The 12,478-nt window shown below is 72.7% G+C and carries 16 protein-coding genes and 1 pseudogene; 7 read left to right on the top strand and 10 right to left on the bottom strand.

Going from position 1 to position 12,478, the window contains the following annotated elements; all coding sequences use genetic code 11:
* Positions 1–128: 128 nt before the first annotated feature.
* The 7 genes from nirD to CITRI_RS0103420 are packed head-to-tail and all read left to right on the top strand — an operon-like array spanning position 129 to position 4,447.
* Positions 129–527, top strand: a complete 399-nt coding sequence (gene nirD / locus CITRI_RS0103390) for a nitrite reductase small subunit NirD (RefSeq protein ID WP_010143191.1) — start codon at positions 129–131, stop codon at positions 525–527.
* A complete protein-coding gene (locus CITRI_RS16145; protein WP_010143192.1) occupies positions 524–1,279 on the top strand; it encodes a sirohydrochlorin chelatase in 756 nt (251 codons plus the stop codon). Before nirD ends, CITRI_RS16145 begins: the two co-directional genes overlap by 4 nt.
* Positions 1,228–1,449: a hypothetical protein gene (locus tag CITRI_RS16150; RefSeq protein ID WP_010143194.1), complete on the top strand. Its 222-nt coding sequence runs from the start codon at positions 1,228–1,230 to the stop codon at positions 1,447–1,449. Before CITRI_RS16145 ends, CITRI_RS16150 begins: the two co-directional genes overlap by 52 nt.
* A 40-nt stretch (positions 1,450–1,489) precedes the next feature.
* On the top strand, positions 1,490–1,936 hold the full coding sequence (locus CITRI_RS0103405; protein ID WP_010143196.1) for a MaoC family dehydratase N-terminal domain-containing protein: 447 nt from the start codon (positions 1,490–1,492) through the stop codon (positions 1,934–1,936).
* A gap of 2 nt (positions 1,937–1,938) precedes the next feature.
* Positions 1,939–2,355, top strand: a complete 417-nt coding sequence (locus CITRI_RS0103410; protein ID WP_010143197.1) for a MaoC/PaaZ C-terminal domain-containing protein — start codon at positions 1,939–1,941, stop codon at positions 2,353–2,355.
* Complete coding sequence (locus tag CITRI_RS0103415) at positions 2,352–3,410, top strand: UDP-N-acetylmuramate dehydrogenase (protein ID WP_010143198.1); 1,059 nt, start codon at positions 2,352–2,354, stop codon at positions 3,408–3,410. The genes CITRI_RS0103410 and CITRI_RS0103415 overlap by 4 nt, the downstream gene beginning before the upstream one ends.
* Positions 3,407–4,447: an aldo/keto reductase gene (locus CITRI_RS0103420; RefSeq protein ID WP_010143199.1), complete on the top strand. Its 1,041-nt coding sequence runs from the start codon at positions 3,407–3,409 to the stop codon at positions 4,445–4,447. Before CITRI_RS0103415 ends, CITRI_RS0103420 begins: the two co-directional genes overlap by 4 nt.
* Before the next feature lie 101 nt (positions 4,448–4,548).
* Here CITRI_RS0103420 and asd read toward each other — a convergent pair whose 3' ends face one another.
* From asd to CITRI_RS16155, 10 genes and pseudogenes are all read right to left on the bottom strand, one after another.
* Positions 4,549–5,730 carry an aspartate-semialdehyde dehydrogenase gene (gene asd, locus CITRI_RS0103425; RefSeq protein ID WP_010143200.1) on the bottom strand — a complete coding sequence of 394 codons (1,182 nt, stop codon included), beginning with the start codon at positions 5,728–5,730 and terminating at the stop codon, positions 4,549–4,551.
* A 9-nt stretch (positions 5,731–5,739) separates the two neighbouring features.
* Positions 5,740–5,961 carry an NF038396 family protein gene (locus tag CITRI_RS0103430; RefSeq protein WP_010143201.1) on the bottom strand — a complete coding sequence of 74 codons (222 nt, stop codon included), beginning with the start codon at positions 5,959–5,961 and terminating at the stop codon, positions 5,740–5,742.
* Positions 5,958–6,521 carry a dihydrofolate reductase gene (locus CITRI_RS0103435; RefSeq protein WP_010143202.1) on the bottom strand — a complete coding sequence of 188 codons (564 nt, stop codon included), beginning with the start codon at positions 6,519–6,521 and terminating at the stop codon, positions 5,958–5,960. The genes CITRI_RS0103430 and CITRI_RS0103435 overlap by 4 nt, the downstream gene beginning before the upstream one ends.
* Positions 6,511–7,314 (bottom strand): thymidylate synthase, encoded by an 804-nt coding sequence (locus CITRI_RS0103440; protein WP_010143204.1) that lies wholly within the window; start codon positions 7,312–7,314, stop codon positions 6,511–6,513. Before CITRI_RS0103440 ends, CITRI_RS0103435 begins: the two co-directional genes overlap by 11 nt.
* Complete coding sequence (locus CITRI_RS0103445) at positions 7,311–7,700, bottom strand: GntR family transcriptional regulator (protein WP_010143206.1); 390 nt, start codon at positions 7,698–7,700, stop codon at positions 7,311–7,313. The genes CITRI_RS0103440 and CITRI_RS0103445 overlap by 4 nt, the downstream gene beginning before the upstream one ends.
* Positions 7,697–9,307 carry a hypothetical protein gene (locus CITRI_RS0103450; RefSeq protein ID WP_010143207.1) on the bottom strand — a complete coding sequence of 537 codons (1,611 nt, stop codon included), beginning with the start codon at positions 9,305–9,307 and terminating at the stop codon, positions 7,697–7,699. Before CITRI_RS0103450 ends, CITRI_RS0103445 begins: the two co-directional genes overlap by 4 nt.
* A 44-nt stretch (positions 9,308–9,351) precedes the next feature.
* Positions 9,352–9,693 carry a GNAT family N-acetyltransferase gene (locus tag CITRI_RS0103455; RefSeq protein WP_010143208.1) on the bottom strand — a complete coding sequence of 114 codons (342 nt, stop codon included), beginning with the start codon at positions 9,691–9,693 and terminating at the stop codon, positions 9,352–9,354.
* A 14-nt stretch (positions 9,694–9,707) separates the two neighbouring features.
* Entirely contained in the window at positions 9,708–10,694 is a 987-nt protein-coding gene (locus CITRI_RS0103460; protein WP_010143209.1) for an NUDIX hydrolase, read from the bottom strand.
* Positions 10,695–10,742: 48 nt separating this feature from the next.
* A complete protein-coding gene (gene mshD / locus CITRI_RS0103465) occupies positions 10,743–11,720 on the bottom strand; it encodes a mycothiol synthase (RefSeq protein WP_010143210.1) in 978 nt (325 codons plus the stop codon).
* Between the two features lie 9 nt (positions 11,721–11,729).
* A pseudogene (locus tag CITRI_RS16155) lies at positions 11,730–12,430 on the bottom strand (DNA-binding response regulator).
* Positions 12,431–12,478 lie beyond the last annotated feature (48 nt).

Raw genomic sequence — 12,478 nt, forward strand, 5'->3', positions numbered from 1 at the left:
GTGTCCCCGGTGTAACGGCTGGGTGACGCCACCCTCACCAGGCGGCGGCCGCGGAGGAGAGGACACCGTTGCACGGGCGAAACATCACGGGTGACCCCCTGGAAACACGCGTTTCCTACGGTGGATCCATGACCCTCACCGCGACCCACCCAGCGTCCGCCCCGCACGCCGTCACCGGCACCGCCACGGCATCCGAGCCGCCCGCCGCCTGGCACCCGGTGTGTCCCCTCGACCGGCTCGAGCCGCTGTGGGCCGAGGCCGCCCTCGTGGCGGGGGAGCAGCTCGCCGTCGTGCGGCTGCCCTCCGACGAGGTCGTCGCCGTCTCGCACTGGGACCCGTACGCGAACGCCCCCGTCATGGCCCGTGGGATCGTCGGCTCCCGGCAGGGCCGGCCCACCCTGACCTCGCCCCTGCACAAGCAGGTGTACGACCTCGCCACGGGCCAGTGCCTCACCGACCCGGCCCTGCGGCTCGTCACCTTCCCGGTGCGGGTCCGTGACCGGATCGTCGAGGTGCGCGCCGCGTGAGGGACCGGCCGGCCCTCATCGCCGTCTCCCACGGCACGGCCGACCCCACCGGGCAGGAACGGATCACCGCGCTGGCCCGGGCCGTGCGGACGCGGACCGCGGCGGAGGTCCTGCTGACCCACGTGGACGTGCAGTCACCGCCGGTCGGGGAGGTGGTGGCGGCCCTTCCGCCGGGCCGGGCCGCCGTCGTCGTACCGGTGCTGCTCTCCGCGGGGTACCACGTGAAGGTGGACCTGCGCGAGGCCGCCGGCGGGCTCCCGGTGGCCGGCGCGCTGGGCCCGGACGAGCGGCTGGTGGAGGTGCTGGCGCGGCGGGCGCTGGGCTCCGGGTTCGTGCGCGGTCACCACCGGGTGGTGCTGGCCGCGGCCGGATCCACCGACGCCGGCGCGGTCGCCGACTGCCGTGCCGTCGCCGCGCGGGTGGCCGCCCGGCTGGGCACCGAGGTGACCGACGCCTACCTCTCGGCCGCGCGGCCGGGGGTCGCCACCGCCGTCGGGACCGCCTGCCGCCAGGACCCTGCCCGGCCGGTGCTGGTGCTGAGCTACCTGCTGGCGCCGGGATACTTCCAGTCCCGGCTGGTCGCCGAGGCCACCGCGGCCGGAGCGGTGGCCACCACGGCCCCGTTGCTCGGGGAGTCGGGACCGGTGCCGGTGGAGCTCGCGGACCTCGTGGTCAGCCGCTACCGCGCTACCGTGGAGGGGTGTTCAATCCCTGGGAGAACGGCTCGAGGGCCTACCGCATCACGCTGCTGACCGGCACCGGGCTCATCCTGTCCGGCATCCTGCTCTCCGTCCTCGGGGGAGCCCTCACCCTCACGCCCCTGCAGTGGGGCGCGATCGGGTTGATCGGCGCCGGCCTCATCACGCACCTGGCCGCCCAGGTCCTGCGGATCCGGGACGCCCGCCGCCGCCACGGACGGTAGTCTGGTCACGGCCAGCGAACCGTGACCAGGAAGGAGCACCGTGGGCGTCAACCCGGACCTGCAGGGGCGGAGCTATCCGCCGACCCAGCCCTACGCCGTGGGGCGGGAGAAGATCCGCGAGTTCGCCGCGGCCGTGAAGGCCGGTCACCCGGCCCACTCCGACCTCGAGGCGGCCCGCGCGCTCGGCCACGCGGACCTGGTGGCCCCGCCCACCTTCGCGGTCGTCCTGGCCCAGCGCGCCGAGCAGGCCGTCGTCCAGGACCCGGACTCCGGCATCGACTTCTCCCGGGTGGTCCACGCGGACGAGCGCTTCACCCACCAGCGGCCGATCGTGGCCGGGGACGAGCTGGTCGCCACCGCCACCGTGGAGACGGTCAAGTCCCTGGGCGGGCACTCGATGGTCACCACGCGCGCGGACATCGCCACCACGGCCGGGGAGCCGGTCAGCACCGTGCGGTCCACGCTGCTGGTCCGCGGAGAGGAATGAGCATGCAGAAGGGCGACTCGATCGGCTCGACCACCATCCGCCTCGACCGCGCGGACCTGGTCCGCTACGCCGGTGCCTCCGGGGACTTCAACCCGATCCACTGGTCCGAGTCGACCGCCCGCTCCGTGGAGTTGCCCGGCGTGATCGCCCACGGCATGCTGACCATGGGGGCGGCGGTGCAGCTCGTCACCGACTGGTGCGGGGACCCCGGCCGGATCCTCGACTACCAGACGCGCTTCACCCAGATGGTCCCCGTCCCCGAGGACGGCGGGGCCACCCTGGAGGTCACCGGCAAGGTCGGGGCCGTGGACGCGGAGGCCGGCACGGCCCGGATCGACCTGACCGTCACCGACCCCGGCAACGACGGCGCGCGGGTGCTGACCAAGGCGCAGGCCGTGGTCCGGTGGGACCGGCAGTGAGGCTGGCGGACCACACCACCAGCCGCGTGGGCGGACCCGCCGACCACTGGGTCACCGCCACCTCCGAGGCCGCCGCCATCTCGGCGATCCGCCTGGCCGACGAGTCCGGGACCCCGCTGCTCGTGCTCGGCGGCGGGTCCAACACCCTGATGGCCGACGCCGGCTTCCCCGGCACCGTGGTCCAGCTCGCGTTCGCCGGCATCGAGCAGCGCTCGGCCGACACCGTGCGGATGGCCGCCGGACAGGACTGGGACAGGGCGGTGGCCTGGACCGTGGAGCACGGCCTGTCCGGGCTCGAGGCGCTCTCCGGCATCCCCGGGTCCGCCGGGGCCACGCCCGTGCAGAACGTGGGCGCCTACGGGGCGGACGTCTCCCAGGCCCTGGTCTCGATCCGCGCCTGGGACCGGCAGGCCGGCCGGGTCGTCGAACTCACCAACGCCGACCTCGGCTTCGGCTACCGGGACTCGGTGATCAAGAGGTCCCTGCTGGAGGATCCGGAGGCGACCACACCGCGCTGGATCGTGCTCTCCGTGGACTTCAGGCTCCGGAGCACGGGAACCGCCGCCCCGGTCCGCTACGCCCAGCTGGCCCGGGCCCTGGGTGTGCAGGAGGGCGAGACGGCGCCCCTGACCCTCGTGCGCAACGAGGTGCTGTCCCTGCGTGCCGGCAAGGGCATGGTCCTGGACCCGGCCGACCACGACACCTGGTCCACCGGGTCGTTCTTCACCAACCCCGTGGTCCCGGACGCCGTCCGGGCCCGGCTGCCGGAGAGCGCCCCGGCGTTCGGCGCGGGGCAGGGCCAGGTCAAGCTCTCGGCCGCCTGGCTGATCGAGCACGCCGGCTTCGGCAAGGGCTACGGACTGGGCGAGGCGGAGCGGCACCTGGCGCAGGGCCGCGCGTCGTTGTCCACCAAGCACACGCTGGCCGTGACGAACCGGGGAGAGGCCTCCACCGAGGACCTGCTGGCGGTCGCGCGTACGGTGCGGGACGGTGTCGAACGGTCCTGGGGCGTGCGGCTGCACCCCGAGCCGGTGCTGGTGGGGTGCGCGCTGTGATCCCGGACAGTCACCGTCCCTACGCGGCGGCCGCGGAGCGGTACTCCGCCACCGAGTACCGCCGTGTGGGCACCAGCGGCCTGCACCTGCCCCCGATCAGCCTTGGACTGTGGTGGAACTTCGGGGACAACCGGCCCTTCGACGTCCAGCGGCAGATCCTGCGCCACGCCTTCGACCACGGCATCACGCACTTCGACCTGGCGAACAACTACGGTCCCCCATACGGCGCCGCGGAGGAGAACTTCGGGCGGATGATGCGCCGCGACCTCGCCCCGTACCGGCACGAGATCATCGTCTCGTCCAAGGCCGGCTGGGACATGTGGCCCGGGCCGTACGGGAACCTGGGCTCGCGCAAGTACCTCATCGCCTCGGCGGAGGAGTCGCTGGAGCGCATGGGCCTGGAGTACGTGGACATCTTCTACTCGCACCGCGCGGACCCGCACACCCCGGTGGAGGAGACCGTCGGCGCCCTGGACACCCTCGTGCGGCAGGGCAAGGCCCTCTACGTGGGCATCTCCTCGTACTCGGCGGAGCGCACCCGCCAGGCCGCGGCCGTCGCCCGGCAGCTCGGCACCCCGCTGGTCATCCACCAGCCCGCCTACTCGCTGCTGAACCGCTGGGTGGAGGACGCGCTGCTGGACACCCTGGCCCAGGAGGGGATGGGCTCGATCGCCTTCACCCCGCTCGCCCAGGGACTGCTGACGGACAAGTACCTGGACGACGCCGGTGCCGTGCCCAGCGGCGGCCGCGGTTCCCTGGCCGGGCACGTCACCGAGGAGAACCTGGCCACGGTGCGCGCCCTGGCCGGTCTGGCCGCCGAGCGGGGCCAGACCCTGGCCCAGCTGGCCATCGCCTGGCTGCTCCGCGAGGGCGGGGTGAGCTCGGTGCTGCTCGGGGCCTCCTCCACGGCCCAGCTGGACGAGAACCTCGGCGCGCTGGCGAACACCGTCTTCACGGACGCCGAACTGGACCGCATCGACCGGGTGGCCGGACGGGAGTCCACCGTCAATCTCTGGGACGTGTCCTCCTCGATCTAGTCCGGGCCCCGCTCAGGCCCGCTGCGGCCCGGGACGACGACGGCGGCGGGCACCCGTGGGGGTGCCCGCCGCCGTCGGTCGGTGGGGGAGGGGGCCGTCCCCTAGAGGTTCCCGGTGGCGATCATCAGCATGCGGCGCACCGGCTCGGCGGCGCCCCACAGCAGCTGGTCGCCCACGGTGAACGCGGAGAGGTACTCCGGGCCCATGTCCAGCTTGCGCAACCGGCCCACGGGGATGTCCATGGACCCGGAGGCGGCGATCGGGGTCAGCTGTTCCACGGAGGCGTCCTTGGTGTTCGGCACCACGGAGACCCACTCGTTGTCACCGGCGATGATCTGCTCGATCTCCTCGAGCGGCACGTCCTGGGTCAGCTTCAGGGTGAGGGCCTGGGAGTGGGAGCGCAGGGTGCCGATGCGCACGCAGAGGGAGTCGAAGGGGATCCGGGTCTGGGTCCCCAGGATCTTGTTGGTCTCGGCCCCGGCCTTCCACTCCTCCTTGGACATGCCGTTGCCCAGGTCCTTGTCGATCCACGGGATGAGGGACCCGGCCAGCGGGACGCCGAACTGGGAGGCTTCCAGGGTGCCGTCGCGCTGGGCGGCCAGGATCTTGCGGTCGATCTCCAGGATCGCCGAGGCCGGGTCGGCCAGTTCCTCGGAGACCACCGAGTTCAGGGTGCCGAACTGGGTCAGCAGCTCGCGCATGTGGCGGGCGCCGCCTCCGGAGGCCGCCTGGTAGGTCATGGCGGTGCCCCACTCGACGAGGCCGGCCTTGAAGAGCCCGCCCAGGCCCATGAGCATGCAGGAGACGGTGCAGTTGCCGCCCACGAACTCCTTGATGCCGCTGGACAGGCCGGCGTCGATCACGCCGCGGTTGACCGGGTCCAGCACGATGATGGAGGAGTCCTGCATGCGCAGGGTGGAGGCGGCGTCGATCCAGATCCCGTCCCAGCCGGCGGCCCGCAGCCTCGGGTAGACCTCGGAGGTGTAGTCCCCGCCCTGGGTGGTCAGGATGACGGGCAGCGTGGCGAGCAGGTCGATGTCATAGGCGTCCTGCAGGACGCCGGCGTCACCGTCCATGCCCTGGTACACCGGCGCGGGGCGCCCGGCCGAGGACGTGGAGAAGAACACGGGGTTGACACGGCCGAAGTCACCCTCCTCCTCCATGCGCTGCATGAGGACGGAACCGACCATGCCGCGCCAGCCGATCAGCCCCACGGTGGGGGTGCCGGCGGTGTCGGAGGTCAGGACAGAGGGGGCCGTTTCGGTCGACTCGGGGGATACCATGCCCGCAGTCTACTGGCCGGACCCGTCCTTCAGCAGTGAGCTACGTTTCCTCGTCGCCCAGATCCCGCCGACGACGAACACCTGGGTGAGCACCACCAGGAAGACGACGCCGGGGATCACGTCGCCGGAGAGGATCATGATCAGTCCCATCACCGCGGTGACGAGGCCGAGCACGGGGCAGGCGACGAAGGCGATGAACGTCAGGGCGGTCTTGTTCAGCAGCAGGCTCATGGTCGGTCCTGTCGTTCCCATCGTTCGTAGCGGTAGGCCGGCCCGGTACGGGACCGGTGCGCCCCGGTGGCCGGGTCCACGGCGGTCCGGGTCCACCGGGCGTCCAGCTCGGGGGCGAAGGTGTCACCCTCGGCATCGGTGTCGATCAGGGTGATCTCGGCCAGGGTGGCCACGTCCAGGGCCTGCTCGAAGAGCGTGGCCCCGCCGATCACCCAGATGAGGTCCAGCCCGTCGGCCTCGTGCGCGGCCTCGAGGGCCTCCTGGAAGCCGGGCACGACGACGGCGCCGGCGTCCCGCATCCGGCTCGCGGTGGCCTGGCGCCGGGAGACCACGATGTTGGTCCGTCCCGGCAACGGCCGGTACTTCGCGGGGAAGGAGTCCCAGGTCTTCCGGCCCATGATCACGGGGTGGCCGTGGGTGAGCTCCTTGAAGCGGTTCAGGTCCTCGGGCACGTGCCACGGCATGTCGCCGTCGGCTCCGATCACCCGGTCGGGGGTCTGGGCCCAGATCATGCCGATCCGGGACGGGGTGTGCTGGCCGGGGTGTTCGTCAGACGGCAATGGGGGCCTTGATCGTCGGGTGGTGCTGGTAGTCGACCAGCTCGAAGTCCTCGTACGCGTAGGAGAAGATGTCCTCCGGCTGCCGGTTCAGGCGCAGCCGCGGGTACGGGTAGGGGGTGCGGGCCAGCTGCTCGCGCACCTGGTCCACGTGGTTGGAGTAGATGTGGCAGTCCCCACCGGTCCAGACGAACTCGCCGGGCTCCAGGCCCGTCTGCCGGGCCATCATGACAGTCAGCAGCGCGTAGGAGGCGATGTTGAAGGGCACGCCGAGGAACAGGTCGGCCGAGCGCTGGTACAGCTGGCAGGAGAGCCGGCCGTCCGCCACGTAGAACTGGAACAGGGCGTGGCACGGCGGCAGGGCCATCCTCTCCACCTCGGCCGGGTTCCACGCGGTGACGATGTGCCGGCGTGAGTCCGGGTGGGTGCGCAGGGACTCCACGACGCGGGCGATCTGGTCGATCTGCCCGCCGTCCGGGGTCGGCCAGGAGCGCCACTGCACCCCGTAGACCGGCCCGAGCTCGCCGTCCGCGTCCGCCCACTCGTCCCAGATGCTCACGCCGCGCTCCTGCAGCCAGCGCACGTTCGACTCTCCGCGCAGGAACCACAGCAGTTCCAGGGCCACGGACCGGAAGTGCACCCGCTTGGTGGTGATCAGCGGGAAGGACTCGGACAGGTCGTAGCGGATCTGGCGGCCGAACACGCTGTACGTGCCCGTGCCGGTGCGGTCCTCCTTGACGGTCCCGTTAGCCAGGACATCGGCCAGGAGGTCCTCGTAGGGGGTGGGAATGCTCACCGGTCCAGTCTACGGCGAACCAGTGACAGTACCTGATCCGGGCCGAGCCCGGCTGCGGTGGCGCGGGCGATGAACTGGTCCGCGGCACCGTCGAGCTCGGCCTGGCTGGGCGCCGGGGGTGCCGGTGGCGAGCCGGCCACCGTGGTGCCGTGCCGCCGTCGGGACTGCACGTGACCGGTGCCCTCCAGTTCCCGGTAGGCGCGCGCCACGGTCCCGACGGCGATGCCCAGGTCCGCGGCCAGCGACCGCACCGAGGGCAGGCGGGCGCCCGGGGCGAGCGTGCCGGCGTCGATCAGGGCGGCCACGCGGGACCGGATCTGCTCGAACGGTGGGACCGGGGACGACAGGTCGAGGCTGATCTCCGGTGGGGTCGGCCCGGGACTCATCGGTGCACCGGGAACTGGACGGGTTCCGCGGTCTCGGCGCTCGTCGCCCACGCGCCGGGGCCGAGGAGGAAGACCACCGCGAGGCCGGCCAGCGCGAACACCACGACCAGCCGGACCGTCAGCAGGGAGTCGGGCAGCTCGTTGACCCCCAGCGCCAATTGGGTGTCGCTCAAGAAGCCGTGCCAGACCTGGACGGTGACGAAGCAGGCCATCGCCGTGGCCGCGGTGATGCCTGCCGCCCCGACGGCCAGGATCCGTTCGGCGCCGGCGGACCGGATGGCCTGGTCGTCCGCGGCGGCGGCCCGGCCCAGCGGTGGCCGGCGCAGGGCCAGGCGCGTCAGGACGATGCTGCCGAGGGCCATCACCCCGGTGCTGGCGCCGAGAACGGTCGCCGGGCCCGTCTGCGGCACGGCCGTGGTCAGGCTGAGGACGCACCAGGCCGCGGCCAGGACGAGGGCTGCCCCCAGGGCCCGCCATGCCCAGCGCGGCGCGGTCCCCGAGACGGAGGGGGAGACCCGCGGCGACGGGCAGTGGCCGCGCCGGATCGCGAACTCATACAGGCCGAGACTCATCAGGACGGCCGCGAACGGGACGGCGGCCCACGCGGGGAACCCTGTCACCGTGCCGCCGAGCATCGGGCCGGCGGTGACCAGGGCGGCGATGACGCCGGCCAGCGAGGCCAGGGTGATCGACTCCCGCCGCAACCGTCCGGCGGCCCCCACGGTGCCGGGACGGTCCGCCGGCGGCCGGGGCGGGACAGGCATACGCTCCGTGACGGTGTGCTCACCGAGCTGCCGCAGGGCGGGCGAGCGCCAGGGCAGCATGGCCAGCAACAGGGCGGCGCCGGTGATGCCGACGGCCGACTCCACGAGCTCGACCAGGGCGGGAACCGGGGGTGCGGCCTCCGACAGCGGATCGAAGGCGTCGAGGGCCAGGGCCCGGTGGGCCTGGGCCCAGGCCTGGACCGCGGCGTTCGCGACGCCCCAGAGCATCATGATGACCGTGCGCAGTGCCCGGTTGACGGTGATCTGCCGGACCAGGTGGTCGTCGTGGGGATGCAGCCCGCCCAGGGGCGGCCGGCGGGCCACCACCCGGAGCACCGCGGCGAACCCGAGCACGATCAGGCCCAGGGCTCCCAGCAGCCAGGGGGCGAACACCGCGCCGGCGCGGCTGCCCGGGGCCACCTCCACCTGGGGCGTCGTCCACGCCAGCGCGACGGCGGCCCCGGCCAGCAGCATGACGATCCCCGCCACCAGGCACAGTGCCCGGGGCAGGTACTGGGTCGTCCGGCGGTCGGCCAGGCGGGCGGTGCGGACAGGACCGGTCTGGCGCGGCCAGGTGTACTGCGCCACCACGTAGACCAGGGCCAGGCCGACCACGGGGCCGCAGACGGTGACCAGGGCCTCGGCCCACGGCAGCGGTTCCCCCGTCTCCGGCTGGGACAACCGGTAGTACCCCGACGTGCCCGAGGCGAACAGGGCGATCAGTGCGGTGATCATCGCGTGGACACGGACGGCCCGGACGGGGTCACCGCCACCGGGGCGCCATGCGGTGCCGCGCAGGATGAGGTAGGGGACGGCCAGGCCCAGGGCCAGGAGGACGAGCATATGTGTCAATGTATCGGGTCATTGACACATTGAGAAGGGTGGAATCAGTCCTGCAGCTGGCCCTCGTAGACCATCGGCTGGTATTCCGGGTACCGCCGCAGGTAGTCCTGCACGTAGCTGCACTCCGGCACGATCAGGAAGCCCTCCGCCTTGAGCCGCTCCAGCACGATCGTCACCAGGGCACGGGCGTACCCGCGGCGGCCGAAGGCCTCGTCGATGATCGTGTGCTGCAGGACGACCACGGTCTGGTCGTCAACGGTCTGCTCGGTGTAGCCGAGGAAGCCGATGAACTGTTCCCTCTGCCACAACTCGATCCGGCCCCGGTCCGGGTCGCGCACGACGCGCAGGTCGTCATGGACGATCTTGGGGGTGTCCTGGCTGCTCATGGGATGACCCTACGTCAGTCGTCCCAGACGTCGTAGACCTCCAGCGAGACGATCCGCCCGCCGGCGTCCACGGCCCGCTGGGCCACGATCATGCCGCCGGGCTTGAGGTAGGGGTCCTTGCGGGGCAGGGCGGCCAGCACGGCGTCCCGGCCCTCCCGGGCGGCCCGGCCGGTGAGCGCGTCCAGGACCACGGGCAGCACGGGCCGGTGCGTGCACAACACGCTCGCGCGCACCTTGGCCAGCAGCGAGTCGACCTCCTTGCCGGTCCGCTTGGGCTTGGACTTCACGGCCTTCTCGGTGAACGCGCCGTTCTCCTTCAGTCCCCGGCCGGTGTCCTTGACGTACGGGGTCACCGTCTCCACGCAGCGCCGCCACGGGGAGGTGATGATCTTGCGGGGAGCCCACACGCCCAGCAGCCGGCGCACGGCCAGCGCCTGGCGCTGGCCGGTGGGAGCCAGCGGCCGGGCCCCCTCGGCGCGGGACCACGAGGAGCGGGGCTTGGCCTTCGCGTGCCGCAGCACGATGAACGGGACGGTGCGCAGCGTGCGCTCCCGGTGCGCGGCGATCAGCACCGTGAGGGGCTCGACGTCGGAGGCGTTGGTGAGCTGCTCGAGGGCCTGCTCGGCGGTCACCCACTCGACGCGGTCCACCTCCTTGCCGTCCACCTCGGGGCTCTGGCGGGCGACCTCGACGGCCCAGTACCAGACCTCCTTGGGCGTGCCCCCGTTGACCGTGTAGTGGGTGGACGGCAGCGGCAGGCCCAGCTCCACCTCCAGGCCGATCTCCTCGCGCACCTCGCGCACGGCGCACTCCGGCAGGGTCTCGCCGTCGTCGAGCTTGCCCTTGGGCCAGGACCAGTCGTCGTAGTCCGGCCGGTGGATCAGCAGCACCTCGAGGCCCCGGCCGTTGACCCGCCACGGCAGCACCCCCGCGGCCAGGATCTCCGCGGTGGGCTCGGGATCGTGGAACGAGGCGGTGGAGCGGGCAGCGGTGCTGGGCATTCTCGTGATCCTACCGGGAGGTGTACATCGGGTGACCGCCGGCCGACGTCAGGATGACCGGGCGTACATCACGTCGGTGTCCCAGCGGGTGAAGCCGAGCTTGCGGTACAGCTGCACGGCCGAGGCGTTGTCCGCGTCCACGTACAGCATCACCGCGTCCACGCCCTGACGCTGCAGGTACCGGATGCCGAGCACGGTCAGCAACCGCCCCAGGCCGCGTCCCTGCGCGGCCGGGACCACGCCGATCACGTAGACCTCCCCGAGCGGCGGGTGCCCGTCGGCGCCGGGGTGGATCTTCGTCCAGTGATAGCCGAGCAGGGACCCGTCGGCGTCCACGGCGAGCAGGAACCCCTCGGGGTCGAACCAGGCCTCGGCCTTCCGGGCGTCGAGGTCCGTCTGGTCCATCGAGCCCTGTTCGGCGTGGTCGGCGAAGGCCGCGGCGTTCGCCGCGAGCCAGGCGGCATCGTCGTCACCGGGCACGAAGGACCGGACGGTCACGCCCTCGGGGAGGTCCTCGTTCCACGCCGCACCGTCGGCGTCCGACTGGTGGGTCAGGCGCAGGCGCAGCAGCTCGCGCACCGGGGTATAGCCGAACTGCTCGGCCAGCCGGGCGGCGGCGGCGTGGTTGCCGTGCGCCCAGGCCTGCAGCGGTTCGCGGTCCAGCAGGCCGGAGAGCTCGGTGGCCATCGCGGTGGCCACCCCCTGTCCGCGGCAGTTCGGGTGCACCACCAGTTCCAGCACCCCCGGGCCCTGGTCGGCCGAGATCGCGACGGCGGCACCGGCCAGTTCCCCCTCCCGCCCGGGGGCGTGGTCCAGCCAGGCCGTCACGGTGCGGACCCGCTCCGGGTCATCGGTGGTACGCAGTTCCACCCAGGTCTGGTCCGAGAAGGGGGGATTGCCGTCCGCGGCCTCGGCCGCGTCGGCCAGGGCACGCAGGTCGTGCAGGGCTCGGGGATCCAGGCGGCCGGCACTGACGGTCAGTGCCGGGGCCTCGGGGGCTTCGGGGGTCGGGTCAGTGCGGTTCATGGCCCAACACTAGCCGTTGGGGCCCTGACCGGGCTCGCTCTCACGGGGCACGAACCGGTAACCGACATTGCGGACGGTGCCGATCAGCTGCTCCTGGTCGGGGCCCAGCTTGGCCCGCAGCCGCCGCACGTGCACGTCCACGGTGCGGGTACCCCCGAAGTAGTCGTAGCCCCACACCTCGTGCAGCAGCTGCTCGCGGGTGAAGACCCGGCCCGGGTGCTGGACGAGGTGCTTGAGGAGCTCGAACTCCTTGAACGTGAGGTTCAACGGCTCGCCGTGGACCTTCGCGGTGTAACTGGCCGCGTCCACGCTGACGCCCGAGGCGCGGATGGGCGCCTCGGCACCCGGGCCGGTGGCCCCGGCGTCCTCGGCGGCCCGGGCGACGGACAGCCGCAACCGCGCCGACACCTCGGCGGGACCGGCCGTGTCCAGCAGGAAGTCGGTCGTGCCCCACCCGGGAGAGAGGGCGGCCAGCCCGCCTTCGGTCAGGATCGGCACCACCGGCAGGGTGGGGAGGACGTGCGGATCACCTGGCACAGCCCGCGGGCCCCGGCCAGGTCACGGCGGGCGTCCACCAGCACGACGTCGGTCTCCGGGGAGCGCAGCAGCGACTCGGCCCGCGGCGGAGCCACCGTGACGCGGTGGTCGAGGAACGCCAGGGCCTCCAGGACCGGCGCGGTCGAACCGCTCAGCAGGAGCAACCGGGCCATCTGGCCTCCTCGACGTCTGAAGCAGGTTCGCACGTCAGTATAGGGAAG

The sequence above is a fragment of the Citricoccus sp. CH26A genome (genome assembly GCF_000224415.1).
Classification (GTDB): Bacteria; Actinomycetota; Actinomycetes; order Actinomycetales; family Micrococcaceae; genus Citricoccus.

Bases quoted from the DNA above. Each gene is read 5' to 3' on its own strand.
- nirD (WP_010143191.1), top strand. From the start codon at position 129: ATGACCCTCACCGCGACCCACCCAGCGTCCGCCCCGCACGCCGTCACC.
- CITRI_RS0103410 (WP_010143197.1), top strand. From the start codon at position 1,939: ATGCAGAAGGGCGACTCGATCGGCTCGACCACCATCCGCCTCGACCGC.
- asd (WP_010143200.1), bottom strand. From the start codon at position 5,730: ATGGTATCCCCCGAGTCGACCGAAACGGCCCCCTCTGTCCTGACCTCC.
- CITRI_RS0103430 (WP_010143201.1), bottom strand. From the start codon at position 5,961: ATGAGCCTGCTGCTGAACAAGACCGCCCTGACGTTCATCGCCTTCGTC.
- CITRI_RS0103445 (WP_010143206.1), bottom strand. From the start codon at position 7,700: ATGAGTCCCGGGCCGACCCCACCGGAGATCAGCCTCGACCTGTCGTCC.
- CITRI_RS0103450 (WP_010143207.1), bottom strand. From the start codon at position 9,307: ATGCTCGTCCTCCTGGCCCTGGGCCTGGCCGTCCCCTACCTCATCCTG.
- CITRI_RS0103455 (WP_010143208.1), bottom strand. From the start codon at position 9,693: ATGAGCAGCCAGGACACCCCCAAGATCGTCCATGACGACCTGCGCGTC.
- CITRI_RS0103460 (WP_010143209.1), bottom strand. From the start codon at position 10,694: ATGCCCAGCACCGCTGCCCGCTCCACCGCCTCGTTCCACGATCCCGAG.
- mshD (WP_010143210.1), bottom strand. From the start codon at position 11,720: ATGAACCGCACTGACCCGACCCCCGAAGCCCCCGAGGCCCCGGCACTG.